Consider the following 24,588-nt stretch of genomic DNA (forward strand, 5'->3'; position numbering starts at 1 on the left):
CTTGACTTCTTGTCCGGCTCGATCTCCGTGAGTTGGTCGATCCCGGTCCGCGGGCGCTGCACCACGGCGCTGTTTGAAGGCAGACCGGCCACAACGAGCTCATCGCTGGAATCTTCGACGGGCTTGCCGAAGCGCTACAAGGAGTCTGAACTGCGCGCCTGAACAATCACCAGCATCCTGGAAGCGGCATGGCTCGACTGCTGATCTACTACGCCCATCCCGGACACCGGCGTTCACACGTCAACAGCGAGATGGCCCGTGCAGTGGGCGGAGTTGACGGGATATCGTTCGTGGATCTTTACGCCTTGTATCCACGCCACGATATCGACATCGATCGCGAGCAGGAGCGTCTGCTGGCCCATGACGTGATCCTCTTCCAGTTCCCTCTGTTCTGGTACTCGACTCCCTCGATCATCAAGGAGTGGCAGGACCTTGTGCTGGAACACGGATTTGCCTACGGCCTTGGCGGCGAACGCCTTCATGGCAAGACGATGATGCTGGCGGTGTCGGCAGCCGGGCCGGAAGAGGCCTATGCGCAGGGTGGATACCAGCATTTTCCGCTCCGGACCTTCCTGACACCGCTGGAACAGACCGCACGACTCTGCGGAATGCGCTTCGCTGCGCCCTATGTCCTGTATGCGTCCCTGCTCGCCCCCTCGGACGGCCGCATCCCTGAGCATGTCGATGGATATGTGAGGCTGATCGAGGCCATCAGGGATGACCGCTACGCATTCGATCGCGCATGCACGATGGATGTGGCAACCGCGCGCGACCTGCCGATCCACGAGGCAACAGGCCATGGGTGACATCCTTCTCATCACCTTCGTGTTCCTGATCGCGGGCGTCCTCGCTGTACCCGTCGCGACCCGTTTCGGGCTCGGCTCGGTCCTTGGCTACCTGATCGCGGGGATCGCCATCAGCCCGCTGCTCTCCGCCTTCGGAGTGGACGTCGTCAGCATTCAGCACTTTGCCGAGTTCGGTGTCGTGATGATGCTTTTTCTCGTCGGACTGGAACTGGAGCCGCGTCTGCTCTGGTCAATGCGCGCGCGGCTTCTGGGACTCGGCGGACTGCAGGTCGTGCTCACCACGGCCGTGGTAATGGGCGTCGCCCTTGCACTCGGGCAGGTCTGGACGGTCGCCCTGACCATCGGTCTCGTGCTGGCATTGTCGTCGACGGCGATCGTGCTGCAGACCCTCAACGAAAAGGGCCTGATGAAGAGCGACGGCGGGCAGGGCGGCTTCTCGGTACTCCTGTTCCAGGACATTGCCGTCATCCCGATGCTGGCATTCATTCCCCTGCTGGCGATGCCGGAGTTGCAGGACATGTCCCATGCCGCCACCGGGCATGAGGGCGACGGTCACGGGCACGGACTCAACCTGGTCGAAGGGCTCGCCGGCTGGCAGCGAGCTCTGGTGACTGTCGCCGGCATCGCCATCGTGATCGTCATCGGCAGCCGGCTGACCGGCCCCATGTTCCGCTTCGTCTCGCTGGCCAACATGCGGGAGATCTTCGTCGCCGCAGCGTTGCTCTGGGTGGTCGGCATCGCGCTTCTGATGACCCTGATCGGTCTGTCACCGGCCCTGGGCACCTTCATCGCCGGCGTCGTGCTCGCCAACAGCGAGTACCGTCACGAACTGGAAAGCGACATCGATCCCTTCAAGGGACTGTTGCTGGGCCTGTTCTTCATCACGGTCGGCGCCGGCATCGACTTTGGCCTTCTGTCCGAAAGCCCGGGCATGATCGTGGGACTGGCCATCGGCCTCATGGTGGTCAAGGCCGTCATTCTGCTGGGGCTCTCCTTCCTGTTCCGGATCCGCGGTTCGGACCGCTGGCTCCTCGCCCTCGGACTGGCACAGGCGGGCGAGTTCGGCTTCGTGCTGCTGTCCTTTTCCGTGGCGCAGTCGGTGATGCCCGAAGCGCTGGCAGATCAGTTGCTGCTGGTCGTGGCGATCTCGATGCTGCTGACACCGGCTCTCTTCATTCTGCACGACCGCGTCATCGCCCATCGTTTCATCGACACGGCGTCGGACAGCCCCGATCCGATCGACGAGATCGGACCGATCATCGTCGCCGGGCATGGCCGTTTCGGCGGTGTGGTCAACCGGATGTTGCGGGAATCCGGCTACACCACAACGGTGCTCGACTATTCCTCGGCGCAGCTTGAGATGCTGCGGGCCTTCGGGCTCGGCGTTTACTACGGCGACGCCACGCGCCCCGACCTGCTGCATGCCGCGGGTATCGAGAAGGCAGCGATGATCGTGATCGCCATCGATGGCCGAGACCGCATCACCGAACTTGTGCGCCACGTCCGCAAGAACCATCCGCAGGTCCATGTGGTCGCCCGCGCCGTCGACCGGACACATGTCTACGAACTCTGGTCCGCCGGCGCGCGAGACGTGATCCGCGAAACCTTCGATAGCGCCGTCCGGGCCGGACGTTCGGCTCTAGAGGCCCTTGGGGAGCATCCTTTCGATGCGGAACGAAAGGCCCGGCAATATGTCGTCAACGACCGCAAGCATCTTAGGGCGCTGGCCGATCTCTACGTTCCGAATGTGCCGCTTCACGAGAACCCGGCATTCATCGAAAAGACACACGAGGTCAGGGCCGAGATCGAAGCGGCTCTGACAGGCGAGGATCGCGGGTTCGCGATTCGCGCCGAGCGCGGCTGGTCGCCGCCTTCGGTGAATGACGTAGAGACCGAGAAACGCAGGTCAGAGGAGCCCGAGTGATCCAGGAGCCCGTCTTTCAAGGCGCCAGTCGATTGCCCCGCCGTTTGCAGGCCAGTGACCATCAGCCCCTCTTGGCGAACCCCTGCGACTCGATCAGATGCACTTTCGGCAGACGTTGACTGCCGAGGGCCAAACCTGCCTGCCGCACACCACCCGGGCCATTGAAATTATTGGTGAGCCCGACAGGATTCGAACCTGTGACCCGCTGATTAAAAGTCGCCATGACATGTTATAAGTCATTGATTTAAAATATATTTTTTCGGCCAAATTTACAGCATTTGGAGTCTCGACCGATTTTGACTGATTTACCAGGGACTTAGAAATGAGCGATCGGCGGCACAATCTTGGCACAATCGACAAACAGCTGGTTCGTGTTCGCCACATCGAAGACGACACAAATTCTACACATAAGATGATGTCGTCTATATGACGTTGAAGGGCGGGAGAAAAAATCTTCAGGAAAATCAAGGGATTAAGTGGTGAGCCCGACAGGATTCGAACCTGTGACCCGCTGATTAAAAGTCAGCTGCTCTACCAACTGAGCTACGGGCCCACCGAGGCTGCGCGGCGCGCCGGACAGCGGCGCGGAACCTAGGCCGCGGCCCGCCGGGGGTCAAGCCGCTGAACCGCCTTCAGAGGCCGAGAATGGCCTTGGCGACGATGTTGCGCTGGATCTCCGACGACCCGCCCGCGATGGTCCGCATCCGGTTGGACAGGCAGGACGGCAGCAGCGGCACGGCCAGTTCCGGCCCGACCGGCTCCCGGTTGACGCCGGGCTCCAGCGCCTCGGGCTGCCAGGGCGCTGCGAAATAGCCGCAGACCTCGACGCCCAGTTCGTCGGCCCGCTGCGATGTTTCCGCGCCCAGGATGTTGACGAAGGACGACGCGGCGCCTGGCGGCCCGCCGGCGCTGAGGCTCGCCATCACCCGCTGTTCGGTCGCTTCCAGCGCCATGTTGGCGGTGCGGAGCTGGCTCAGTTTCGCGGCGAAGGCCGGATCATCGGCCAGCGTCGCGCCGCCGGCCGGCGTCATGCGGGCCAGCGTCTCGGCCTTCTCCAGGGTACGGTTGATCTCGATCGAGCCCATGCCGAAGCGCTCGAATTCCAGCAGATACTTGGCCACCGTCCAGCCGCCATTCTCGGGGCCGACACGGTTCGCCTTCGGCACACGGACATCGTCGAAGAAGACCTGGTTGAGCTCGTGCGCGCCGGCGAGATTGATGATCGGCTTCACGGTGATGCCGGGCGAGGCCATGTCGATCAGCAGGAAGGAGATCCCCTCCTGCTGCTTGCCCCCGGTCGAGGTCCGGACCAGTGCGAACATCATGTTCGCGTGCTGGGCGTAGCTGGTCCAGATCTTGGTCCCGTTGACCACGTAGTCGTCGCCGTCACCGACCGCCATGGTCTTCAGGGACGCCAGATCCGACCCGGCGCCGGGCTCGGAATAGCCCTGACACCATATGTCCTCGCCAGAGAGGATACGCGGCAGGTAGTACGCCTTCTGTGCTTCCGTGCCGTGACCGATCAGCATCGGGCCGCACATCTTCAGGCTCATGGGGATCAGCCCCGGTGTCTCGGCGCGGACGCATTCCTGGGCGAAGATGTAGCGCTGGATGATGCCCCAGCCGGTGCCGCCATGTTCTTCGGGCCAGTCCGGGGCGGCCCAGCCCTTTTCGTGCAGGATGCGCTGCCAGGCCATCGAGGTTTCGATGTCCTGCCAGAGACTGGTCCGCTTGCGCGCGCCGTCCCGCAGTTCCGGCGTCATGGCGCTTTCGAGCCAGTCGCGCACCATCTGCCGGAACGCCTGATCCTCTGCCGAAAGCCGGATGTCCATCCCCGGTGTCCTCCTCGCGACTAGATGGGCGGAATGTCGCCGGCGGCCTGCTCCGCACGGAAGGCCGCGGCGAAGTTGTCCAGCCCGCCGGACCGGATGGCGGTCCGCATGCCCCTCATCAGCGACTGGTAGTAGTGCAGGTTGTGCCAGGACAGCAGCATCGAGGCGAGGATCTCCTTCGCCTTCACCAGATGGTGCAGATAGGCTCGGCTGTAGTCGGTGCAGGCGGGGCAACCGCACTCATCGTCCAGCGGCCGCGGATCGTCCTTGTGACGGGCGTTGCGGATGTTCACCGTCCCGCGGCGGGTGAAAGCCTGTCCGTTCCGGCCCGAACGGGTCGGGGCCACGCAGTCGAACATGTCGACGCCGCGCTGGACCGAACCCACCAGATCGTCCGGCTTGCCGACGCCCATCAGGTAGCGCGGATGCGCCTCCGGCAGCATCGGCGCCGTGAAGTCGAGCGTGCGGAACATCTCGTCCTGTCCCTCGCCCACCGCGAGACCGCCGATGGCGTAGCCCTCGAAGCCGATACCGGTCAGCGCCTCGGCCGATTCCCGGCGCAGATCCTCGAAAGTGCTGCCCTGGACGATGCCGAACTGGCCATAGCCCTCCCGGTTGCGGAAGGCATTGCGGGAGCGCTCGGCCCAGCGCATCGAAAGACGCATCGATTCCGCAGCCTTCTCGTGCGGCGCCGGATACTCGGTGCACTCGTCGAAGGCCATGGTGATGGTGGCGTCCAGCAGGTCCTGGATTTCCGTCGAGCTTTCCGGCGTCAGCTTCACCCTCTGGCCGTCGATATGACTGGCGAAGGTGACGCCCTCCTCGTCGAGCTTTCTCAGGCCGGCCAGCGACATGACCTGGAAACCGCCGCTGTCGGTCAGGATCGGCCCCGGCCAGTTCATGAAACGGTGCAGTCCGCCAAGCGCCGCGACGCGTTCGGCGCCCGGCCTGAGCATCAGGTGATAGGTGTTGCCGAGAATGATCGACGCACCGGTCGCCTTCACGGATGCCGGCAGCATGGCCTTCACGGTGCCGGCGGTGCCCACCGGCATGAAGACGGGCGTCTCGATCTCGCCATGGGCGGTGCGGAGGCGGCCGGCGCGGGCCCGGCCGTCCGTGGCCTCGACGTCGAATGCGAATGCGGTCATGCGTCCACGCGGTGCAACAGGCAGGCGTCGCCATAGGAATAGAAGCGGTAGCCCGTCTCTATGGCATGAGCGTAGGCGGAATGCATCCGTTCCAGACCGCTGAAGGCCGAGACCAGCATGAACAGCGTCGACCGGGGCAGGTGGAAGTTCGTCAGCAGCATGTCGGCAGTGCGTACCCGGACGCCGGGGGTGATGAAGATGTCGGTCGCGCCGGAGAACGGCTGCACACGCCCGCTGTCGTCGGCGGCGGATTCCAGCAGCCGCAGGGAGGTGGTGCCGACGGCGATCAGCCGCCCCGTCCGTCCGTTGATCCTGTCCGCGGTCTCGGCAGTGATCTCGCCGATCTCGGCGTGCATCCGGTGATCGTCGGTATCGTCGGCCTTGACCGGCAGGAAGGTCCCCGCGCCCACATGCAGGGTGAGGCGGGCCAGTTCCACGCCTTTCGCCGCCAGCTTCGCCAGCAGGGCCTCGGTCAGATGCAACCCTGCCGTCGGCGCCGCCACCGCGCCCTCGCGGTCGGCCAGCACGGTCTGGTAGTCGGTGCGGTCCCGCTCGTCCGTCGGCCGTTTGGAGGCGATGTAGGGCGGCAGCGGCATCTCCCCGGCCGCATGCAGCGCCGCCATCAACTCGGCCTCGCCGCGGTCGAAACGCAGAACCACCTCGCCGGCCTCGCGCTTCTCGGCAACTTCGGCCGTCAGCCCATCGAAGATCACCGTATCGCCTTCACGCAGCCGCTTCGCCGGTCGCGCGAACGCGGCCCAGCTACTGCCGTCCAGACGCATGTGCAGGGTCGCCTCGATCCGCGCCTCGCCGCGGCGGCCCTTCAGGCGCGCCGGGATGACCTTCGTGTCGTTGGCGACGAGCAGGTCACCCGGCTCCAGGATGTCCGGCAGATCGGCGATGGTGCGGTCGGCCAGACCGCCGGGACCGACGTCCAGCAGCCTGGCGCTCTCACGAGGTTCCGCGGGCCGGAGCGCGATACGCTCTTCCGGCAGGTCGAAATCGAAGAGATCGACCTTCACCGCGTCCGGTCAGCCCTTGTTTTCGAGCTTCGCGATCAGCCGTTCGGCCACGGCCGGCGAGACGAAAGGCCGGACATTGCCGTCCAGCATGCCGATTTCCTTGACCAGCTTGGAGGCGATGAACTGGTGACTGTCGGAAGCCATCAGGAAGATGGTCTCGATGTCGGCGTTCAGCCGCACGTTCATGCCGACCATCTGCATCTCGTACTCGAAGTCCGAGACGGCGCGCAGGCCGCGGATGATGGCGCGGGCGCCGCATTCCTCGGCGAAATGCATCAAAAGGCCCTCGAACGGGCGCACTTCGCACTGTCCCTCGAAGGAGGCGACTTCGTGCTCGACCATCTCGACCCGCTCCTCCAGCGAGAAGAGCGGCCCCTTGCCGGCATTGATGGCCACACCGATGACCAACCGGTCCACCAGACGCGCGGCGCGCCTGATGATGTCGAAATGGCCCAGATGAATCGGATCGAAGGTGCCGGGATAGAGCCCGACAATCTCACGCGACATGCTGATGGTTCCTCCCCCGGGGCGGCTCCTGCGGCTACTCCTCCGCCCCGTCCCCATTTTCCGCGCCGTCCTCCTCCGGACCGGCGCCGTTCTCGTCCTCGTCGTCCTCGTCGGCGTCCGCAAGCCGCGTCACCGACACGACCCGCTCCCCGTCGCCGACGCTGAACAGCGTCACACCCTGGGTATTCCGCCCCGCGATGCGGACTTCGTCAACCCGGATGCGGATCAGCTTGCCCCCGTTGGTCACCAGCATCATGTGATCGCTGTCGTCCACGGGGCCCGATGCCACCACGCCGCCATTGCGGGCGCTGGTGACGATATTGACGATTCCCTGGCCGCCACGGCCGGTCACGCGGTACTCGTAGGCCGAGCTGCGCTTGCCGTAGCCGTTCTCGGTGATCGAGACGATGAACTGCTCGGCGGCGCCCAGTTCGGCGATCCGCTCGGAGGTCAGATGCACCTCTTCCGCGTTGCCGTTCTCGTCGCCGGTATCCGGCTCATCGACCCCATTCTGCTCACCGCGCTTCAACATGGCGACATGCTTCAGATAGGCGCGCGCCTCCGCCGGTTCGGCCTCGACATGACGCAAGATCGACATGGCGATCACGCGGTCCCCGCCGGCCAGCCGGACACCCCGGACGCCGGTCGAGTCGCGGCCCTTGAAGATACGGACATCGTCGGCGCGGAAGCGGATGCACTTGCCGCCCTGCAGCGCCAGCAGCACGTCGTCGTCGCCGGTGCAGATGCGGACATTGACGATGGAATCGCCCTCGTCGAGCTTCATCGCGATCTTGCCGTTCGACATGACATTGCCGAAGTCGGACAACAGGTTGCGCCGGACATTGCCCGAGCGGGTGGCGAACATGAGTTGGTAGTTCTCCCACTCCGCCTCGTCCTCGGGCAGCGGCAGCAGGGTTTGAATTACCTCGTCCTGTTCCAGCGGCAGCAGGTTCTGCATCGCGCGGCCGCGCCCGTTCGGCGGCGCCAGCGGGATGCGGTAGGTCTTCATCTTGTAGACCTTGCCGGCCGAGGAGAAGAACAGCACCGGCGTGTGGGTGTTCACCACATAGACCTTGGCGACGAAATCCTCGTCGCGGACGGACATCCCCGCCCGTCCCTTGCCGCCGCGGCGCTGCACCCGGTAGGTCGAGAGCGGCACGCGCTTGACGTAGCCGGCGTGGCTGACGGTGACGACCATGTCCTCGCGCGGGATCAGGTCCTCGTCGTCATGTTCGAACTCGAGGTCCTCGATCGTGGTCCGCCGCGGCGTGGCGAACTTCTCGCGGATCTCGATCAGTTCGTCGCGCAGGATGCCCATCAGGCGCGGACGGCTGGACAGGATCTCCAGATAGTCGGTGATCTTCTCGCCCAGACCCTGCAACTCGTTGCCGATCTCGTCCATGCCCAGTGCGGTCAGACGGTGCAGGCGCAGGTCCAGGATCGCACGGGCCTGGCCCTCGGAAAGCCTGTAACGGCCATCCACGACCTTGTGGGACGGATCGTCGATCAGTTCGACCAGCGCGCGGACGTCCTCTGCCGGCCAGTCGCGGGCGATGATCTCCTCCCGCGCCGTTGCCGGATCCGGGGCGTTCCGGATGATGCGGATCATCTCGTCGATATTGGCGACGGCGATGGCGAGACCGACCAGCACATGGGCGCGGTCACGGGCCTTGCCGAGCAGGTGCCGCGTGCGCCGGGTGATGACCTCCTGGCGGAAGCGCACGAAGGCGTCGATCATGTCGCGCAGGTTCAGGACCTCGGGCCGGCCGCCGAGCAGCGCCAGGCTGTTGACCGGGAACGAGGTCTGCAGCGCCGAGAACCGGTAGAGCTGGTTCAGCACGATTTCCGGCATGGCGTCGCGCTTCAGTTCGATCACCACGCGGACGCCGTCGCGATCGGACTCGTCGCGGATCGCCGAAATGCCCTCGATACGCTTCACCTTCACCGCTTCGGAGATCTTCTCCTGCATCGCGGCCTTGTTCACCTGGTAGGGGATCTCGTGCACGACGATGGCCCAGCGGTCCTTGCGGACCTCCTCGATCGAGGTCTTGGCTCGCATGACGACGGAGCCCTTGCCGGACAGCAGCGCTGACCGGATACCGGAGCGGCCCAGAATCGTGGCGCCTGTCGGGAAGTCGGGACCCTGCACGTACTGCATCAGGTCCTCGGCCGTCAGCGCGGGATCCTCGGACAGCGCCAGGCAGGCGTCGATGACCTCGCCCAGATTGTGCGGCGGGATGTTGGTCGCCATGCCGACGGCGATGCCGCCGGCGCCGTTGACCAGCAGGTTCGGAATACGGGCCGGCAGAACCTTCGGCTCGCTGGTCGTGTTGTCGTAGTTCTCCTGGAAATCGACCGTGTCGAGATCGATGTCCTCCAGCATCGCCTCGCCGGCCTTGTCGAGACGGATCTCGGTATAGCGCATGGCCGCAGGCGGATCGTTGTCCATCGACCCGAAGTTGCCCTGCCCGTCCAGCAACGGCAGCCGCATCGAGAAGTCCTGCGCCATGCGGACCATCGCGTCGTAGATCGCGCTGTCGCCGTGCGGGTGATACTTGCCCATCACGTCGCCGACCACGCGCGCCGACTTGCGGTACGGCTTGTCGGACGTGTAGCCGTTCTCGTTCATCGAATAGAGGATGCGCCGGTGCACCGGCTTCAGCCCGTCGCGCGCATCGGGCAGCGCGCGCGAGACGATGACGCTCATCGCGTAGTCCAGATAGGACTGCCGCATTTCGTCTTCGATGGCGATGGGCGCTACGTCACCCGGCGGCAGGGGGCCGGGAGCCTGGGGGGTATCATCGCTGGCCAAGTGGCAGGGCCTCCGTCGACCTGCGACCGGCGTATTCTACGCCTGAACGACAGCCGATCAGGGATCAGATCAGGCCGTCATGAAATCGCAGTGAATCAGTGAGATAAGGTTCTGTTTTTGATAGCCCGTATCAGGCCGCCGGGCAAGCGTCAGAGGCACTTTTCCGCCGCTCAGGAGGCCTCGCTGCGCGTCTCCGGCGCCGGCAGATGCAAGGCATCCATCAGATCGCGGAGTTCCTGCCGCGCGGCGATGTGGGACATGCTGACTTCGACCCCGGAATCGTCGTCCATCACGTCCAGCAGGGTCAGCCCGTCGAGGAACAGTTCACGGTAGATGACGCGCTCGGAAAGGCCCGGCGCAACGCGGAAGCCAATGCGGTCCTTGAGCTTCTCCAGGACGTCGCCGACCCGGCGCTTGTTGCGGGCGTCAAGCTGGCTGAGCCGGTTGCGGATGACGATCCAGTCCACCGAGCCGCGGTCGCGCAGCATGCGGCGTTTCCGCTCCTCCCAGACCGTTTCCGCATACCGGCTGGGCTTGAGCACCTCGAAGGTCTCCGGATCCACGTCCGCCAGGTTGTCCAGATCGACGAAGCTGTCGTTCATGGGCGTGATCAGCGTGTCGGCGAAGTTGTGGGCCAGCCGGCTGAGCGGGTTGTCATGACCCGGGCAGTCCATCACCACGAATTCAAGACGCGGCGCGAAGTTCTCCAGGATGGCCATCAGCTTGCGGGTATCGGCATCCGGGTTGTCGGTCGGCTGGACCGCGGCGATCTCCGGCATGGGCAGCCGGACCCCGCGGCGCACGGCGGTGCGGGCGCGGTTGCTGAAATAGCGGCTGAGCGTGCCCTGCCGGGCATCGAGGTCGATGGCGCCGACGCGCCGGCCGTCACGGACCAGCGACACGATGATGTGCATCGCGGTCGTGGACTTGCCGGTCCCGCCCTTTTCGTTGCCGACGACGATGGCGTGTGCGCTCTGGCTCATGCTCCGCCCGAATCCGGAATGATCAGGCTGGCAGTCCTAGAACAAATTCCGCCGTCACGAAATGCGCCGCAACGCCTCTACTCGACGTGGTGGATGGGCGCGTCCGGGTAGAAGGCGTGATAGGCGAAGGCGAAATCGATGCCGTGGGCGACGTCGATCTCCTGGCCGTCCTGTATTCGCGTCACCGTGACATTGCCGACGTCGCGGCTTTCGGAGATGACATTCTCGTCCAGCGCGGAGACCTGCCCCGGTGTCCAGCGGATGAGGCGGCCGTCCGGCAACTCGATCTCGCCCTTCTGGCGGACGAGCGGCAGACTCCAGGCCCCTTCGGCACCGAGCGAGACGACCCGCATCATCGGTGGAAGCCCCTCGGGCAGATCGCCCCTGAACAGGAAAGGCTGAGCGAGCGTGTCATAGCCGACATAGGGGTTCTGGCCATAGTTCCGGACGTAGCGCCCGCTCGGCACCATCACCTCGCCATCGGGCGCCCGTTTGCGGAAGTTCCCGAAGGACTCCAGCCGCGAGGGAATGATCTTCAGGCGTTTACCTGTGAGTTCGCCAATGATCGCCTCGCCAAGGAATTGCTGCCACCAGCTCTCGGTCTGCCGGTCGTACATGACCAGATCCGAGTGGCGGAGCCGGCCCGTGGTGCCGAAATCCAGCACCCGTCCGTCCAGCCGCCGGTCGAAGACGATCGCGGCGTTGCAGAGCGGGCAGAACGTGACCGCCACCGGCACGCCGGCCAGGTCGTCATTGGCGATCTCGTGCCACATCAGCACCGACAAAGGGTAGGCCTTCGCCTCGCCGTCGATCACCAAACCGATCACCGGATCGCGGTCCGACAGCCCTTCGGCCTCGGCGACCGGCACGAAGGCCGGTTCGTCGATCGGCGGGATGCCGTCACGGGGCGGCCCACCGCTCAGGATCTCGCCGAAATCAACCGAGCGCTTCGAGAAGTCGGTCATCGGAAACTCGGACTTCCAGTATCTGATGTACTGCTCGTCCGTCTGCGCCCAGGACGGAATGGCGGCAAGCAGCAGGGCGATGAGTGCGGCAAGGCGGATCATGGGCGTCTCCAGAGTCGGATACAGGAAGGACTATCCGCGGGTGGTCAGCCGGGCGACACACAAGGCCGTGACGAAAACGACAGATTCCGCGCCGCACAGGCGCCTATTGCACCGCAACAGACACGCAACAATCTTTCGCGTCAGTTATTCACGCCGACACTGAGGCCCTCACACATCGAACAGAAACCGCAGGATCGGTCTATTTTCATCGCTTACGCGACGGTTGGTTGAAAATTAACCGTGTTGTGGTGAATTGAAGGTCTTCATTGCAACAGAAGGACGCACGGCGATGTCCGTCTTCAGCTCCGTACATTTCGACGACCATGAGGAAGTAGTGTTCTGCCGGGACGCGGAAACGGGCCTGAACGCGATCATCGCGGTTCATGACACGACGCTGGGCGCCGGTCTGGGCGGCTGCCGCTTCTGGGCTTACGAGACCGAGGACGAGGCGCTGACCGACGCGCTGCGCCTCTCCCGCGGCATGACCTACAAGGCCGCGCTGGCCGGCACCGGCCGCGGCGGCGGCAAGTCGGTCATCATCGGCGATCCGCGCAGGATCGGCTCGCCCGACCTCTTCCGCGCCATGGGCCGCTTCGTCGAGGGTCTGGGCGGCAGCTACATCATCGCCGAGGATGTCGGCACCTCGCCGGCCGACATGGCGCATGTCCGCGAGACCACCCGCCACGTCGCCGGCCTTGCCGGCCAGTCCGGCGATCCCTCCCCGGCCACCGCATTGGGCACCTTTGTCGGCATCAAGGCCGCCCTGAAGCACAGCACCGGCTCCGGCGATCTGACCGGCGTCCGCGTCGCGGTCCAGGGCCTCGGCCACGTGGGCTGGGACCTCTGCCAGCGCCTGCATTCGGCGGGCGCGGAGCTGGTCGTCTCCGACATCCGTGACGAGATCACGAGCCGCGCTGTCCGCGAATTCGGCGCCACAGCCGTCGGCGTCGACAGCATTCACGCCGCCAGCGCCGACGTGTTCGCGCCCTGCGCCCTGGGTGCCGTGATCAATGACCGCACCCTGCCGAAGCTGAAGGCGAAGATCGTCGCCGGATCGGCCAACAACCAGCTGGCCGAGGACCGCCACGGCGACGTGCTGGCCGAACGCGGCGTGCTCTATGCGCCGGACTACGTGATCAATGCCGGCGGCATCATCAACATCGCCCATGAAGGCAAAGGCTACGATCAGGCCGAGGCATTCGCCCATGTCGAGACCATCGGCAAGACGCTGGCCGGCCTGTTCGCCCGGTCTGCAGAGGAAGGCGTCGCGCCACACCGGATGGCCGACCGCATGGCGCAGGAGGTCATCGCCGAGGCCCGCAAGAAGGCCCGTCTTCTAGCAGCCTGACAAGCCTAGAGGTTCTGGATCAGTTCGATGCCGGCGTCGTGCATGTCGTCGATGGCGGCGTCGAGCGAGCCATCCAGATCGATCGCCCGGCAGCCTTCCAGCACGACCGTCACGTCGAAGCCGAGCTGGCGCGCATCCAGCGCCGACCAGGCGACGCAGAAATCGGTCGCCAGTCCGCACATCACGATATGGCCGAAGCCGCGCTCCTGCGCCCAGCCACCGAGACCGGTCGGCGTCTTCTGGTCGTTCTCGAAGAAGGCCGAATAGCTGTCCAGTTCAGGCCGGAAGCCCTTGCGCACGATCAGCTCGGCGGGCGTCAGGTTCAGAACCGGATGAAACGCCGCGCCGTCGGTGCCCTGCACGCAATGGTCCGGCCACAGCGTCTGAGGGCCGTAGGCGGCCTGCATCTGGCCGAAAGGTTCGGCGTCGGCATGCGATGAGGCGAAGGAGGCGTGGCCCGCCGGATGCCAGTCCTGGGTCAGCGCGACATGGCGGAACCGCTCGATCAACGCATTCGCGACCGGCACGACCTTGTCGCCATCGGCGACGGCCAGCGCACCGCCCGGGCAGAAATCGTTCTGGATGTCGATCAGCAGCAGCAGATCGCGTGTCGGATCGGCAGTCATTGCGGGATCAGGCGAAGGCCTTGAACGTGATCGTCGTGAAGGTGTCCTTGATGCCGGGCAGCTTCTGCAGCGACTCGCAGACGAAGTGTCCGATGTCCTGATCGTCGGCCAGGTAGCACTTCATCAGCAGATCCCATTCGCCGGAGACCGAATGCACCTCGGAGACCTGCTCGACCGTTTCCACCGCATCGGCGGCGACGTCGTAGGACTTGCCGAGTTCGCACTTCACCCAGATGAAGATCGTCTGCATTGCCGCCCCTCGCGCCTCAGGCCTGCTTTTCGCGCAGCGGCCGCTTCATGAAGGCCGGCATGTGGTCGCCCATGCCCTGGGGCGTGTTGCCGTCGCCCCTGGAACCGCTCTTGCGCGGCGCGGGCGCCCTGGTCTCGCGACGGTCGCCATCGCCGTTCGGCAGGGAGCGGGTGCCGCTGGACCCGCTGGCGGGTGCTTCCTCGCTCTCCTTCGCCTCGTCGTCGGCCTTGGCCGGCTTCGATTTCGATCCGCCCTTGCTGCCCTTCGATTCGTCGTCGGACTTCGCCGACTTCGACGCCGCCTTGTTCTCCTGCGGTTCCTCGTCGGACTTCGCCCGGCGGCTGCGGCGGCGGGGCTTCGGCTTGTCCTCGGCGGCGGTCTCGTCCTTCTCGTCGGCCGGCGCAGCGTCGTCCTTGTTATCCGCTTCGGCGGGCGCATCGGCGCTCAGATCGGCGCCCATCCCGTCGACTTCGGGGATTTCCTTGCGGATCAGCGTATGGATGGCGTCGAGCGCCTTCTGCTCCTTGGCCGTCACCAGCATGAAGGCCTTGCCGCGCTGACCGGCGCGGCCGGTGCGGCCGATGCGGTGCACGTAGTCGTCGGCATTGAAGGGCACGTCGAAATTGAAGACATGGCTGAGGCCCTGGATATCCAGTCCCCGGGCCGCCACGTCCGAACAGACCATGTATCGGGCCTGGTTCGTCTTGAACTTCTCCAGCGTCGCCATGCGGTCGACCTGGTCCATGTCGCCATGCAGGGCGACCGCGTCGTAGCCGTGCGACTGCATCGACTTCAGCAGGAGCTTCACGTCCGACTTGCGGTTGCAGAAGATCAGCGCGTTGCGGACGTTCTCGGCATCGATCAGCTTGCGCAGCGCCGCGCGCTTGGCCGGCGCGTCGCCGCGCACGAACAGACGCCGCTGCTCAACCGTCTCGGCGGGCGAGGCCGGCGGGGCCACCTCGACCTCACGCGGTTCGGTCAGGAACTTGTCGGCCAGCTTGCGGATCGGCTTCGGCATGGTGGCCGAGAAGAACAGCGTCTGGCGCTGCTTCGGCAGCAGCGAGACGATGCGCTCGACATCCGGGATGAAGCCCATGTCCATCATCCGGTCCGCTTCGTCGATGACGAAGAACTGGATGCCGCGCAGCATGATCAGGCCGCGGTCGAACATGTCCTGCAACCGGCCCGGCGTCGCGATGATGATGTCGCAGATGCCGTCCAGATCGGCTTCCTGCTCCTTCGCGCCCAGACCACCGATGACCAGCGCCCGGGTCATCTTGCTGTTCTTCGCGTACATGTCGAAGCTGTCGGCGACCTGGGCGGCCAGTTCGCGCGTCGGCTCCAGCACCAGCGCCCGCGGCATGCGCGGCTTGGACACGCCCTGCGCCATGACGTCGATCATGGGCAGCAGGAAGGCCGCCGTCTTGCCGGTGCCGGTCTGCGCGGTACCGAGAATGTCCTTGCCCATCAGGACATGGGGGATCGATTTCTCCTGAATCGGAGTGGCGGTCTTGTAGCCGGCCTCTTCGACGGCGCGGCATACCTCATCGCTGAGCCCCAGGTCCCTGAACGTCTTTGCAGTGCTGATACCGAATTCTCCTTCGGGGGTGCGCTTCGAATACTTGCCTCGAGCGCCGTCGATTCTGTCAGTCCCGAACCGTATTGCGGAGGACGTAGTAGAGCCGCTATCCCTTGTCAATCAAGGATTCAAGGGCGGAAGGACGCATGCGGAAGCAGAACCTCCTGTTGGTGCCCGGCCTGCTCTGCACGGCGCGTCTCTGGCGCGACCAGATCGAGGGCCTGGACGACATCGCGGAGATGACCGTGGCGCGGCATCAGCTCGACGCCTCGATCGAGGAGATCGCCCGGCGGGTGCTGTCGGAAGCGCCGGACCGGTTCGCGCTGGCGGGGCTTTCGATGGGCGGCTACATCGTCTTCGAGATCTGGCGTCAGGCGCCGGAGCGGGTAAGCCGCATTGCCCTGCTGGATACCCGTGCGACCCTCGATCCGCCGGAAACCACGAAGGAACGCCTGGAACAGCTCAAGCTGATCGAAAGGGGCCGCTTCACCGGCATCCACCGCAAGCTGGCGCCCAGCTTCGTGCATCCGGACCGGGCAGATGAGACCGCGCTGATCGACGCCATCACCGGCATGGCGACCGAAACCGGCAAGAACGGGTTCGTCAATCAGACCAAGGCGATCATGGGCCGTGTGGATTCTCGACCGACCTGCCGGACCATCGACGTGCCGACGCTGGTCCTCTGTGGCCGTCAGGACACGCGCACGCCGATCCACATGCATGAGGAGATGCACGGGCTCATTCCCGGCTCGCGAATGGTCATCATCGAGGATTGCGGCCACCTGTCTCCGATGGAGCGGCCGGACGAGGTGAACACCGAACTCAGGGCATGGCTGGCCGCCTAGCCGCGGTCGTCGAAGTCCAGCACGACCCTGTCGGTCAGCGGCACGGCCTGGCAGGACAGGACGTAGCCGGCCTCGATCTCTTCGGGGTCGATGCCGTAGGTCTTGTCCATCTCGACCTCGCCTTCGACCAGCTTCGCGCGGCAGGTGCAGCACATGCCGCCCTTGCAGGCGAAGGGCAGGTCCGCCTGATTGGCCAGCGCGGCATCCAGAATGGCGGTGCCGTCATCGACCATGTCGAAGTCCATGCGGTGACCGTCGACGATGACGCCGACATGGCGGACCGGCAGGCTTTCGCCGGGCGCGGCGACTTTCTTCGGCTTCGGGTTGCCGTCCTCGGCCGGCGTGAACAGTTCGAAGCGGATGCGTTCGCGCTCCACGCCTTTTGCGGCCAGCGCAGCCTGTGCAGCCTCGATCATCTCCTGCGGGCCGCAGAGATAGAACGCCTCGGCGCCGTCCACGTCGATCACGCGCTCCAGCATGGTGTCCAGCTTCTCCCGGTCGATGCGGCCGTTCAGCAGCGGCGCGTCCTGCAGTTCACGGCTGAGGACGTGCATGATCGAGAGGCGCGAGGGGAAACGGTTCTTCAGGTCCTCCAGTTCCTCGCGGAAGATCACGGAGACCGTGGCCCGGTTGCCATAGACGACCGTGACCGAGGATTTCGGTTCGCAGAGCAGCGCCGCGCGGACGATGGACAGGATCGGGGTGATGCCGGAGCCGGCGCGATGCAGACGTAATGGGCCTCGCGCGCCGCATCCGGTTTCAGCACGAAGCGGCCGTCCGGCTTCATCACGTCGATGGGGTCGCCGGGGCCGATATCGTCATTGGCGAACGTGGAAAACAGACCGCCCTCGACCTTGCGGATGGCGACGCGGAGTTCGCCGTCGGTGGGGCCGGAGCAGATCGAATAGGACCGCCGCACCTCGCGCCCGCCGACATCGGCCTTGAGCGTCAGATACTGCCCGGCCGTGAAGGCGAAGTCGCCCTTCAGCGCCTCCGGCACGTCGAAGGCGATGGAGACGCTGTCCGCGGTCTCCCGGCGGACGTCGGCAACGGTGAGCGTGTTGAACAGGGACATGCGGTTATCCTCCGCCTGGAAACGGGGTCAAGACTGTCACCCCCGCCTTGTGCGGGGGTCCGGAGCGGCTCCGCCGCAAATCTTCAGGTTCGACCGGATGCCCGCACAAGGCGGGCATGACAGGCTGGCTTGCGCCTTCCGGCCCGGTCAGGTTCAGTGGCACTTGAAATAGTCGAACGGCTCCAGGCAGGTGCGGCACTGGTAGAGCGCCTTGCAGGCCGTGGAGCCGAACAGGCTCTTGAGTTCGGTGTCGGCCGCGCCGCAATGCGGGCAGTCGACCTGCGGCTCCTCGCCGAGCAAGTGACGCTTGTCGGTTGCGCGGCCCACGGGCGGGGCGATACCCGCCTCCCTCAGCTTGGCGTGACCCTCGGGCGTGATCTCGTCCGTCGACCATGCGGGCGACAGCACCAGATCCACATTCACCGCCGTGCACCCGCCCTCGACCAGTCTCTCGTGGATCAGCAGCTTCATCATGTCGGTTGCCGGACAGCCGGTATAGGTCGGCGACATGCGCACCGTCGCCGCGCCCCCGCCCGTCACCTCGACGCCGCGGATGACGCCGAGATCCAGCAGGCTGAGATTCGGGATCTCGGGATCCGGCACCTCGGCGAGCATCGCCCAGACGTCCTCTTCGGATACGGCCTGCATGTCGCGCCCGCCTACCAGGTCATTCCCGGATAGGTCCGCTGCATGAAGCTCATCTCGGACAGCAGATAGCCGAGATGCTCGGTATGCTTGCCCTCGTGGCGGCCGCCGATGACCGTCCAGCCCTGATCCGGCCAGTCCAGGGTGGCTTCGGCGAGCACGCCGCGGATATCGGCCTCCCAGTCCTCGCGCAGCGAGCCCAGATCCGGGCCGACACCGGCCTCGGCCATTTGCCGGTCGATCCCGTCCATCTCGAAGAACTCGCCGGTGAAGCCGTAGAGCTCGGCGAAGGCCTTCGCGATGCGGTCATGGCTTTCATCGGTGCCGTCGCCGAGACGAACCACCCAGCTGGCCGAATGACGGCGGTGATAGGCGACTTCCTTCACCGCCTTGGCGGCGATCTCGGCGATGCGGGTGTCTGTCGAGTTCACCAGTGCCTGCATCAGGCGCAGGTTGAAGGCGTCGAACAGGAACTGCCGGGCGATGGTGACGGCATAGTCGCCATTCGGCTGCTCGACCAGCAGCAGATTGTTCATGTCCCGCTCGGCGCGCAGGAAGGCGAGATCGTCCTCGCTGCGGCCCTTGCCCTCGACCTCAGCGGCGTACTGGTAGAACAGCCGCGCCTGGCCGATCAGGTCCAGCGCGACGTTGGTCAGCGCGATGTCTTCCTCGATGATGGGACCATGGCCGCACCATTCGCCCAGCCGGTGGCTGAGGATGTGCGCCGTGTCGGCCAGCCGGAGGAGGTAGCGGAACAGCGCCTCTTCATGCGTCGGCGCGGCCATCAAAGGTTCTCCACGCCGTCGGGCACGGAATAGAAGGTCGGATGGCGGTAGACCTTGTCGCCGGCCGGATCGAACAGCTCGCCCTTGGCCGACGGCTCGGAGGCGACGATGTCTTCCGACTTCACCACCCAGATCGAGACGCCCTCTGAGCGGCGGGTATAGAGGTCGCGCGCGTTCTGGATCGCCATCTCGGCGTCAGGCGCGTGCAGGCTGCCGGCGTGCTTGTGGTTCAGCCCGTCGCGGCTGCGGATGAAGACTTCCCAGAGGGGCCATTCGCGGCGTGCGGTCATCCTGGTTTCCTCCCCGGTCAGGCTGCGGACTTCGCGGCGCGGGCGCGCTTCTTCTCGGCATGGGCCAGCGCGGCCTCACGCACCCAGGCGCCGTTCTCGTGCGCCTCGCGGCGGTTGCGCAGGCGATCACGGTTGCAGAGCCCGTTGCCCTTCACGACCTGCCAGAACTCGTCCCAGTCGATGGCGCCGAAATCGTAGTGACCGCGCTCCTCGTTCCACTTCAGATCGGCGTCGGGCAGGGTCAGGCCCAGGAACTCCGCCTGCGGCACGGTCATGTCGACGAACTTCTGGCGCAGCTCGTCATTGGACTGGCGCTTCACCTTCCATCCGAAGGAGATCGCGGAGTTCGGCGAGTCGGCGTCGTGCGGCCCGAACATCATCAGCACCGGCCACCACCAGCGGTCCAGCGCATCCTGCGCCATCGCCTTCTGCTCCGGCGCGCCATGCGCCAGCGTGGTCATGATCTCGAAGCCCTGACGCTGGTGGAAGCTCTCTTCCTTGCAGATGCGGACCATGGCGCGGGCGTAGGGGCCGTAGGAGGTGCGGCAGAGCGCGACCTGATTGACGATGGCCGCACCATCGACCAGCCAGCCGATGGCGCCGATATCGGCCCAGGTCAGCGCCGGATAGTTGAAGATCGACGAATACTTCGCCTTGCCCGAATGCAGGTCCTCCAGCATCTGCTGGCGGCTGAAGCCGAGGGTCTCGGCGGCGCTGTAGAGATAGGCGGCGTGGCCGGCCTCGTCCTGGATCTTGGCCAGCAGCGCGGCCTTGCGGCGGAGCGTCGGGGCGCGCGTGATCCAGTTCCCCTCCGGCAGCATGCCGACATATTCGGAATGCGCGTGCTGGGAAATCTGGCGGACCATGAACTTGCGGAACCGCTCGGGCATCCAGTCGCGCGGCTCGATCTTGCGCTCGTCGTCGACGGCCGCCTGGAAGGCTGCCTCCAGCTCTGGATCGTCCTGGTCCACCGCTCGGATCTGGTCGTTCATCCGGTCCTCCCCATGTCGGGCGACGTCTGGTTCGGGGCACGGACGGAGTCCGGGACTGCCCCAGCGTCATCTCTCGACAATATGATACACGATTTTCCGGATTCTACAATAATTCTGTATCACATTAATCCGTGATGCGGTTCAGGGACGTAGCTGGGCCATGAAGCGCGGCGGCCACACGAAGCCCCACCTGCCGGAGAAGGTCTGCGCCGCCTGCGGGCGTCCTTTCACATGGCGGAAGAAGTGGGCCCGGGACTGGGAGAACGTGCGCTACTGCTCGGAACGCTGTCGGCGCGGCCCGAAGGCCCCGATCAGCAGTTGACCGCCCCCCCGCCTTGGGGTAGTTGGGCGCGCACCGCCGCCGTAGCTCAGGGGTAGAGCACTCCCTTGGTAAGGGAGAGGTCGAGTGTTCAAATCACTCCGGCGGCACCATCCGACCTCCTGACATCGTCGAATTCATCCCGTTTGCGGCTTGGCCCTCGGGCGCGGATAATGGCTTTCCCGGCGACTGGAGCGTCGACGCGATGTCCCCACCGGACGAAGGCAGCGATCTGACACCGCTCATTCTCGATTTCGTCGAGTGGGTGGCGCGCGCGCCGCGCCTTTATGGCGACGTGATCGGGATCTGGCGCACCAACTGCCCGCGCCTGACCGTGTGGGAAGAAAGCATGGAGCGCGATCTCGTCACCCGACGCCGTGTCGAGGGCGAAGGCGTCTGGATCGAAGCGACCGACGCGGGCAGAGCCCTCCTTGCCCGGCACGGACGATCGGCGGCCGAGCCTGCAGTTCAGCGCTGAGACCTGCTACCGCCCCAGATCCAGCTCCACACCGAAGACATCCCGGCAGACGGCGGCAGCGAAGAGGTTGGGCAACACGCTGTCAGGGTTGCCCGCAGGGGCGCCGGCAAGGCCGGTCCCGGCGGTCGAGACGCTGACGCGGTAGGGTGCCGAGCGGTCGTCGGAAACGCGCGATATGAAGCTGACTTCCGCCACCAGCGTCACGCCCTGTTGCCGCAGCACGCCGTCATTGCGGTCACGTCGCACGGCCAGGACCTCGACCATGGCCAGGTGAGGAATACCCTTGCCGGCGCAGCCCGGAACGATGGCCATCATGCTGTCGCGAAGTCCAGCCGGCAGCGCCGTGCCCGCAACCGTCGCCGAGCGACGCACCTGAACGTCGGTGATGGAGATGCGGGCGACAGGCTCCCGGTCGCTCTCGCAGGCGCTGGTCAGACCGAGGGCCGTGAGGCCCGTGGCCAGCAGGCCCGCGCGCAGTGTCGTGCAAATTCGCATGACGCACCTGTTCGCCGTGATCAGACGGGTGCGATGTTACCGCATCGGGAACCGGTGGCCGTTGATGCCGGTCATAGACCGGGCGTCAGAGATACTTGGCCTTGATGTCGACCGAGCACTGCTTGCCGATCTTCTCGAAATGCGCCTCGATCCACTCGTCGGCCTTCTGCACGCCGAGTTCGAAAAGGTACATCAGGAAGTCCCAGGAAGCGTTGAGCTTGGACGAGACGCCGAGTTCGCGCATCTCGGCCTCGGCCTCGACGACGTGGATCAGCAGGCGCTTGTAGTGCTCCTGGTCGAGATGGCCGTCATCGATCAGCGAGGTGACGAATTCGATGATCCGCATCTCCCGCATCAGCGAGGAGTTGAAGGAGAGCGTGTTGATGCGGTCGATGATCTCCTGCGCCGTCGTCGGCAGCTTCTCGATCACCACCGGGTTGATCTGACAGAGCAGGACATCGCTGGTCTTCGTGCCGTAGATCAGCGGGTAGATCGGCGGATTGCCCATGTAGCCGCCGTCCCAGTAGTAGTGCCCGTCGATCTCGACCGCCTGGAACAGGAAGGGCAGGCAGGCCGAGGCCATCACGGCGCGGCAGGAGATCTCTTCGCCCTTGAAGACATGAATGCGGCCGTTCATGCAGTCGGTGGCGCAGATGAACAGCTTCACGTCCTTGGACTTCCGGATCGCCTCGAAATCGACCACGGATTCCACCACGTCCTGCAACGGATTGAGGTTCATCGGGTTGAGCTGGTAGGGCGAGAATATCTTGGAGATCGCGTCGTAGGTCGCCCAGAGCGGCGAGAAGTCCATGTTGCCCGGCGAGAACAGCTTGTCGATCGGGCTCGGCTGCAGCGGGCTGGTGCGCGCCGCCTCCGAGATCGCCGACCAGAATTGCCGCATCACCTCGCGTGCGCCCTCCGGGCCGCCCTTGGCAAGGCCGTAGGCCAGCGCCGCGGCGTTCATCGCCCCGGCGCTGGTTCCGACGATGCCCTCGACCTCGATGAGATCGCGTTCGAAGAAGCGGTCCAGGACCCCCCATGTGAATGCGCCGTGGGCGCCGCCGCCCTGTAGCGCAATGTTGATCAGCGGCTTGCCGTTGCGTGTTGTCATGATACTCCGGGGGTCAGCTCAGATAATCGTGCAGCACGCGGCCATAGGGCAGCGTCAGGTCTGCGATGAAGTGGCGGCCGCCGACGATCTTGCGGACCGGGAGGTCGGCCACCGGCGCGTTGACATGCGGAACCAGATGCAGCCGCGCCGGGCCGTTCCAGTAGCCCTTCACCGTGATGTCGGTGAGGTTGTAGGCGACCAGCTGTGCGACCTTCGGCTTGCCGTCCACGTCGGGGATGAGCTTCAGGTTGCACTGGGTCGCGGCCAGCGATTCCGCGCGCTTCTGCGGATCGCCGAAATTGCCGTCTTCCTTGTAGACCATGGTGCCCATCGCCACGCGTTCGCCGGAATAGTCCAGCGTTCCCGTCAGCGTGTCGACCTTGACCGACAGTTTCGGCACGCCCCAGCGCTTGGGAAAGCCCCAGATCTCGCGCCCGGCCGAGATCGGCGGTTCGTCGTTGAGGAACATCATCGCCGTGTAGTTGATGTGTTCGCCCTTGTAGGTGCAGGGAATGACCGTGCCGGATTCCTGGTAGGAGCCGAAGCCCGACGAGTCGGGCATGTTGATCCATTCGTAAAAGACGCGGTTGGAACCGTTGGGCTCCAGCGGTTCCGGCACCACCGCGCGGATGGCCTCCGGATCCAACTCGTAGACGACGATGAAGTACTCCCGGTCGATGAACCGGTACGGCCCCTTCGGATAGCTGGGGTTCATCAGCGGCATCGAAGAGGCGTTCAGGACGGCACTGGCATCCATGGCGGGATCCTATGGTTGAGCTTCTGTGGCTCCTCCCCTCCGGATTCTTATTGAGCGGTCCAGCCGCCATCGACGGGCATGGACTGCCCGGTAATCTGCGCCGCCGCCTCGGACGCCAGGAACACCGCAAGGGCGCCCATCTGGGACGGGGTCGCGAACTCCTGCGACGGCTGCTTCTCGGCCACCAGCGCCAGCTTTTCCTGCTCGAAGGTCGTGCCGTTCGCTTCGGCGCGGGCGTGGATCTGCTTCTCCACCAGCGGGGTCAGCACCCAGCCGGGGCAGATCGCGTTGCAGGTCACGTTCGTGGTCGCCGTCTCCAGCGCCGTCACCTTGGTCAGACCGACGACGCCGTGCTTCGCCGCGACATAGGCCGCCTTCTCCTTGGATGCGATCAGGCCGTGCACCGAGGCGACGTTGATGATGCGGCCGAAATCCTGGGCCAGCATCTTCGGCAGCGCCGCGCGGATGCCGTAGAAGACCGACGACAGGTCGACGGCGATGATCTGGTCCCACTTGTCCAGCGGGAAGTCGTGCACCTTCGAGGTGTGCTGAATGCCGGCGTTCTGGACCAGCACATCCACCGAGCCGAACTCCGCGACCGTCTGTTCGACCATCGCCTCGACCTGCTCGGGCACGGCCACGTCGCAGGACGCGAAGCTGACCATGTCCTTGCCATATGCGTCCTGGAACTCGGTCAGCACGGCCTGCGCAGCGTCGTTCAGCTTGCGGCCGTTCAGCATGACCTTCGCGCCGGCCTTGGCGAACTCGTGCGCCATGCCCTGGCCGATGCCGCTGGTGGATCCTGTAACGATGACGTTCTGAGGTTTGGCCATTTGTGTCCCCCACAATGCCTGCAGGATGCCCATCTGCATAAGAATTATGCAGATGGGCA

Annotated in this window: 26 protein-coding genes and 2 tRNA genes; 7 read left to right on the plus strand and 21 right to left on the minus strand. The window is 65.2% G+C overall.

What is annotated here, in order from left to right:
- Window positions 1-188 precede the first annotated feature (188 nt).
- Window positions 189-806: an NAD(P)H-dependent oxidoreductase gene (locus tag ACMVY4_RS18830; RefSeq protein WP_416897500.1), complete on the plus strand. Its 618-nt coding sequence runs from the start codon at window positions 189-191 to the stop codon at window positions 804-806.
- Complete coding sequence (locus ACMVY4_RS18835) at window positions 799-2,730, plus strand: cation:proton antiporter (RefSeq protein WP_416897501.1); 1,932 nt, start codon at window positions 799-801, stop codon at window positions 2,728-2,730. The genes ACMVY4_RS18830 and ACMVY4_RS18835 overlap by 8 nt, the downstream gene beginning before the upstream one ends.
- Window positions 2,731-3,207: 477 nt before the next feature.
- Here the strand turns inward: ACMVY4_RS18835 and ACMVY4_RS18840 are convergent.
- From ACMVY4_RS18840 to ACMVY4_RS18875, 8 genes are all read right to left on the minus strand, one after another.
- Window positions 3,208-3,283, minus strand: a tRNA-Lys gene (locus ACMVY4_RS18840).
- A gap of 79 nt (window positions 3,284-3,362) precedes the next feature.
- Window positions 3,363-4,562, minus strand: coding sequence for an acyl-CoA dehydrogenase family protein (locus tag ACMVY4_RS18845; RefSeq protein ID WP_416897502.1), 1,200 nt, complete (start codon window positions 4,560-4,562; stop codon window positions 3,363-3,365).
- 20 nt (window positions 4,563-4,582) lie between these two features.
- Window positions 4,583-5,710, minus strand: a complete 1,128-nt coding sequence (tgt, locus tag ACMVY4_RS18850; RefSeq protein WP_416897503.1) for a tRNA guanosine(34) transglycosylase Tgt — start codon at window positions 5,708-5,710, stop codon at window positions 4,583-4,585.
- Window positions 5,707-6,732, minus strand: a complete 1,026-nt coding sequence (gene queA / locus ACMVY4_RS18855; protein WP_416897504.1) for a tRNA preQ1(34) S-adenosylmethionine ribosyltransferase-isomerase QueA — start codon at window positions 6,730-6,732, stop codon at window positions 5,707-5,709. Before queA ends, tgt begins: the two co-directional genes overlap by 4 nt.
- 9 nt (window positions 6,733-6,741) lie before the next feature.
- Entirely contained in the window at window positions 6,742-7,239 is a 498-nt protein-coding gene (gene coaD, locus ACMVY4_RS18860; protein WP_416897505.1) for a pantetheine-phosphate adenylyltransferase, read from the minus strand.
- A gap of 34 nt (window positions 7,240-7,273) precedes the next feature.
- Window positions 7,274-10,051, minus strand: coding sequence for a DNA gyrase subunit A (gene gyrA / locus ACMVY4_RS18865; RefSeq protein WP_416897506.1), 2,778 nt, complete (start codon window positions 10,049-10,051; stop codon window positions 7,274-7,276).
- 170 nt (window positions 10,052-10,221) lie between these two features.
- The gene (locus ACMVY4_RS18870) at window positions 10,222-11,034 is read right to left on the minus strand and encodes a division plane positioning ATPase MipZ (RefSeq protein WP_416897507.1); all 813 of its coding nucleotides are present in this window, start codon (window positions 11,032-11,034) and stop codon (window positions 10,222-10,224) included.
- A 77-nt stretch (window positions 11,035-11,111) separates the two neighbouring features.
- Complete coding sequence (locus ACMVY4_RS18875; protein ID WP_416897508.1) at window positions 11,112-12,101, minus strand: DUF3179 domain-containing protein; 990 nt, start codon at window positions 12,099-12,101, stop codon at window positions 11,112-11,114.
- A gap of 289 nt (window positions 12,102-12,390) precedes the next feature.
- On the opposite strand from ACMVY4_RS18875, the gene ACMVY4_RS18880 reads away from it, so the two are divergent.
- A complete protein-coding gene (locus ACMVY4_RS18880; protein ID WP_416897509.1) occupies window positions 12,391-13,449 on the plus strand; it encodes a Leu/Phe/Val dehydrogenase in 1,059 nt (352 codons plus the stop codon).
- A gap of 5 nt (window positions 13,450-13,454) precedes the next feature.
- On the opposite strand, the gene pncA is transcribed toward ACMVY4_RS18880, so the two are convergent.
- Genes pncA through ACMVY4_RS18895 form a run of 3 tightly spaced genes read right to left on the minus strand, consistent with a single transcriptional unit; the run spans window position 13,455 to window position 15,967 of the window.
- Window positions 13,455-14,075, minus strand: a complete 621-nt coding sequence (gene pncA, locus ACMVY4_RS18885) for a bifunctional nicotinamidase/pyrazinamidase (protein ID WP_416897510.1) — start codon at window positions 14,073-14,075, stop codon at window positions 13,455-13,457.
- A 7-nt stretch (window positions 14,076-14,082) separates the two neighbouring features.
- A complete protein-coding gene (locus ACMVY4_RS18890) occupies window positions 14,083-14,325 on the minus strand; it encodes an Lrp/AsnC ligand binding domain-containing protein (protein WP_416897511.1) in 243 nt (80 codons plus the stop codon).
- A 16-nt stretch (window positions 14,326-14,341) separates the two neighbouring features.
- Window positions 14,342-15,967, minus strand: coding sequence for a DEAD/DEAH box helicase (locus tag ACMVY4_RS18895; RefSeq protein WP_416900352.1), 1,626 nt, complete (start codon window positions 15,965-15,967; stop codon window positions 14,342-14,344).
- A gap of 83 nt (window positions 15,968-16,050) precedes the next feature.
- Between ACMVY4_RS18895 and ACMVY4_RS18900 the strand changes: the two genes are divergently transcribed.
- Window positions 16,051-16,749, plus strand: a complete 699-nt coding sequence (locus ACMVY4_RS18900; protein WP_416897512.1) for an alpha/beta fold hydrolase — start codon at window positions 16,051-16,053, stop codon at window positions 16,747-16,749.
- Here the strand turns inward: ACMVY4_RS18900 and ACMVY4_RS18905 are convergent.
- The 6 genes from ACMVY4_RS18905 to paaA all read right to left on the minus strand — a co-directional run bounded on the left by ACMVY4_RS18905 (window position 16,746) and on the right by paaA (window position 20,536).
- The gene (locus ACMVY4_RS18905; protein WP_416900353.1) at window positions 16,746-17,477 is read right to left on the minus strand and encodes a 2Fe-2S iron-sulfur cluster-binding protein; all 732 of its coding nucleotides are present in this window, start codon (window positions 17,475-17,477) and stop codon (window positions 16,746-16,748) included. The genes ACMVY4_RS18900 and ACMVY4_RS18905 overlap by 4 nt on opposite strands.
- Complete coding sequence (locus tag ACMVY4_RS18910) at window positions 17,360-17,824, minus strand: FAD-binding oxidoreductase (RefSeq protein WP_416897513.1); 465 nt, start codon at window positions 17,822-17,824, stop codon at window positions 17,360-17,362. The genes ACMVY4_RS18905 and ACMVY4_RS18910 overlap by 118 nt, the downstream gene beginning before the upstream one ends.
- 153 nt (window positions 17,825-17,977) lie before the next feature.
- Window positions 17,978-18,472, minus strand: a complete 495-nt coding sequence (paaD, locus tag ACMVY4_RS18915) for a 1,2-phenylacetyl-CoA epoxidase subunit PaaD (RefSeq protein WP_416897514.1) — start codon at window positions 18,470-18,472, stop codon at window positions 17,978-17,980.
- An 11-nt stretch (window positions 18,473-18,483) separates the two neighbouring features.
- Complete coding sequence (paaC, locus tag ACMVY4_RS18920) at window positions 18,484-19,254, minus strand: 1,2-phenylacetyl-CoA epoxidase subunit PaaC (protein ID WP_416897515.1); 771 nt, start codon at window positions 19,252-19,254, stop codon at window positions 18,484-18,486.
- Window positions 19,254-19,544 carry a 1,2-phenylacetyl-CoA epoxidase subunit PaaB gene (paaB, locus tag ACMVY4_RS18925; RefSeq protein ID WP_416897516.1) on the minus strand — a complete coding sequence of 97 codons (291 nt, stop codon included), beginning with the start codon at window positions 19,542-19,544 and terminating at the stop codon, window positions 19,254-19,256. The genes paaC and paaB overlap by 1 nt, the downstream gene beginning before the upstream one ends.
- A gap of 17 nt (window positions 19,545-19,561) precedes the next feature.
- A complete protein-coding gene (gene paaA, locus ACMVY4_RS18930; protein WP_416897517.1) occupies window positions 19,562-20,536 on the minus strand; it encodes a 1,2-phenylacetyl-CoA epoxidase subunit PaaA in 975 nt (324 codons plus the stop codon).
- A gap of 160 nt (window positions 20,537-20,696) precedes the next feature.
- On the opposite strand from paaA, the gene ACMVY4_RS18935 reads away from it, so the two are divergent.
- The 3 genes from ACMVY4_RS18935 to ACMVY4_RS18945 all read left to right on the plus strand — a co-directional run bounded on the left by ACMVY4_RS18935 (window position 20,697) and on the right by ACMVY4_RS18945 (window position 21,333).
- A complete protein-coding gene (locus ACMVY4_RS18935) occupies window positions 20,697-20,858 on the plus strand; it encodes a DUF2256 domain-containing protein (protein ID WP_416897518.1) in 162 nt (53 codons plus the stop codon).
- A 35-nt stretch (window positions 20,859-20,893) separates the two neighbouring features.
- Window positions 20,894-20,968: transfer RNA gene (locus tag ACMVY4_RS18940), tRNA-Thr, on the plus strand.
- 92 nt (window positions 20,969-21,060) lie between these two features.
- Complete coding sequence (locus ACMVY4_RS18945; RefSeq protein WP_416897519.1) at window positions 21,061-21,333, plus strand: hypothetical protein; 273 nt, start codon at window positions 21,061-21,063, stop codon at window positions 21,331-21,333.
- Between the two features lie 6 nt (window positions 21,334-21,339).
- Here ACMVY4_RS18945 and ACMVY4_RS18950 read toward each other — a convergent pair whose 3' ends face one another.
- From ACMVY4_RS18950 to ACMVY4_RS18965, 4 genes are all read right to left on the minus strand, one after another.
- Window positions 21,340-21,828: a hypothetical protein gene (locus ACMVY4_RS18950; protein WP_416897520.1), complete on the minus strand. Its 489-nt coding sequence runs from the start codon at window positions 21,826-21,828 to the stop codon at window positions 21,340-21,342.
- 85 nt (window positions 21,829-21,913) lie between these two features.
- The gene (locus ACMVY4_RS18955) at window positions 21,914-22,939 is read right to left on the minus strand and encodes a patatin-like phospholipase family protein (protein ID WP_416897521.1); all 1,026 of its coding nucleotides are present in this window, start codon (window positions 22,937-22,939) and stop codon (window positions 21,914-21,916) included.
- A 13-nt stretch (window positions 22,940-22,952) separates the two neighbouring features.
- The gene (locus tag ACMVY4_RS18960) at window positions 22,953-23,696 is read right to left on the minus strand and encodes an acetoacetate decarboxylase (RefSeq protein WP_416897522.1); all 744 of its coding nucleotides are present in this window, start codon (window positions 23,694-23,696) and stop codon (window positions 22,953-22,955) included.
- Between the two features lie 47 nt (window positions 23,697-23,743).
- Window positions 23,744-24,529, minus strand: a complete 786-nt coding sequence (locus ACMVY4_RS18965) for a 3-hydroxybutyrate dehydrogenase (RefSeq protein ID WP_416897523.1) — start codon at window positions 24,527-24,529, stop codon at window positions 23,744-23,746.
- Window positions 24,530-24,588: the final 59 nt, after the last annotated feature.

The sequence above is a fragment of the Minwuia sp. genome (assembly GCF_048007105.1).
Classification (GTDB): domain Bacteria; phylum Pseudomonadota; class Alphaproteobacteria; order Minwuiales; family Minwuiaceae; genus Minwuia.

Excerpts from the sequence above, each read along its gene's own strand:
- ACMVY4_RS18950 (WP_416897520.1), bottom strand. The coding sequence starts at position 21,828 with ATGCGAATTTGCACGACACTGCGCGCGGGCCTGCTGGCCACGGGCCTC.
- ACMVY4_RS18955 (WP_416897521.1), bottom strand. The coding sequence starts at position 22,939 with ATGACAACACGCAACGGCAAGCCGCTGATCAACATTGCGCTACAGGGC.
- paaA (WP_416897517.1), bottom strand. The coding sequence starts at position 20,536 with ATGAACGACCAGATCCGAGCGGTGGACCAGGACGATCCAGAGCTGGAG.
- ACMVY4_RS18935 (WP_416897518.1), top strand. The coding sequence starts at position 20,697 with ATGAAGCGCGGCGGCCACACGAAGCCCCACCTGCCGGAGAAGGTCTGC.
- paaD (WP_416897514.1), bottom strand. The coding sequence starts at position 18,472 with ATGCAGGCCGTATCCGAAGAGGACGTCTGGGCGATGCTCGCCGAGGTG.
- ACMVY4_RS18830 (WP_416897500.1), top strand. The coding sequence starts at position 189 with ATGGCTCGACTGCTGATCTACTACGCCCATCCCGGACACCGGCGTTCA.
- coaD (WP_416897505.1), bottom strand. The coding sequence starts at position 7,239 with ATGTCGCGTGAGATTGTCGGGCTCTATCCCGGCACCTTCGATCCGATT.
- tgt (WP_416897503.1), bottom strand. The coding sequence starts at position 5,710 with ATGACCGCATTCGCATTCGACGTCGAGGCCACGGACGGCCGGGCCCGC.
- pncA (WP_416897510.1), bottom strand. The coding sequence starts at position 14,075 with ATGACTGCCGATCCGACACGCGATCTGCTGCTGCTGATCGACATCCAG.
- ACMVY4_RS18910 (WP_416897513.1), bottom strand. The coding sequence starts at position 17,824 with ATGTCCCTGTTCAACACGCTCACCGTTGCCGACGTCCGCCGGGAGACC.
- ACMVY4_RS18960 (WP_416897522.1), bottom strand. The coding sequence starts at position 23,696 with ATGGATGCCAGTGCCGTCCTGAACGCCTCTTCGATGCCGCTGATGAAC.
- ACMVY4_RS18880 (WP_416897509.1), top strand. The coding sequence starts at position 12,391 with ATGTCCGTCTTCAGCTCCGTACATTTCGACGACCATGAGGAAGTAGTG.
- ACMVY4_RS18835 (WP_416897501.1), top strand. The coding sequence starts at position 799 with ATGGGTGACATCCTTCTCATCACCTTCGTGTTCCTGATCGCGGGCGTC.
- ACMVY4_RS18870 (WP_416897507.1), bottom strand. The coding sequence starts at position 11,034 with ATGAGCCAGAGCGCACACGCCATCGTCGTCGGCAACGAAAAGGGCGGG.
- ACMVY4_RS18875 (WP_416897508.1), bottom strand. The coding sequence starts at position 12,101 with ATGATCCGCCTTGCCGCACTCATCGCCCTGCTGCTTGCCGCCATTCCG.
- ACMVY4_RS18965 (WP_416897523.1), bottom strand. The coding sequence starts at position 24,529 with ATGGCCAAACCTCAGAACGTCATCGTTACAGGATCCACCAGCGGCATC.
- ACMVY4_RS18890 (WP_416897511.1), bottom strand. The coding sequence starts at position 14,325 with ATGCAGACGATCTTCATCTGGGTGAAGTGCGAACTCGGCAAGTCCTAC.
- paaC (WP_416897515.1), bottom strand. The coding sequence starts at position 19,254 with ATGGCCGCGCCGACGCATGAAGAGGCGCTGTTCCGCTACCTCCTCCGG.
- paaB (WP_416897516.1), bottom strand. The coding sequence starts at position 19,544 with ATGACCGCACGCCGCGAATGGCCCCTCTGGGAAGTCTTCATCCGCAGC.
- ACMVY4_RS18945 (WP_416897519.1), top strand. The coding sequence starts at position 21,061 with ATGTCCCCACCGGACGAAGGCAGCGATCTGACACCGCTCATTCTCGAT.
- ACMVY4_RS18900 (WP_416897512.1), top strand. The coding sequence starts at position 16,051 with ATGCGGAAGCAGAACCTCCTGTTGGTGCCCGGCCTGCTCTGCACGGCG.
- ACMVY4_RS18845 (WP_416897502.1), bottom strand. The coding sequence starts at position 4,562 with ATGGACATCCGGCTTTCGGCAGAGGATCAGGCGTTCCGGCAGATGGTG.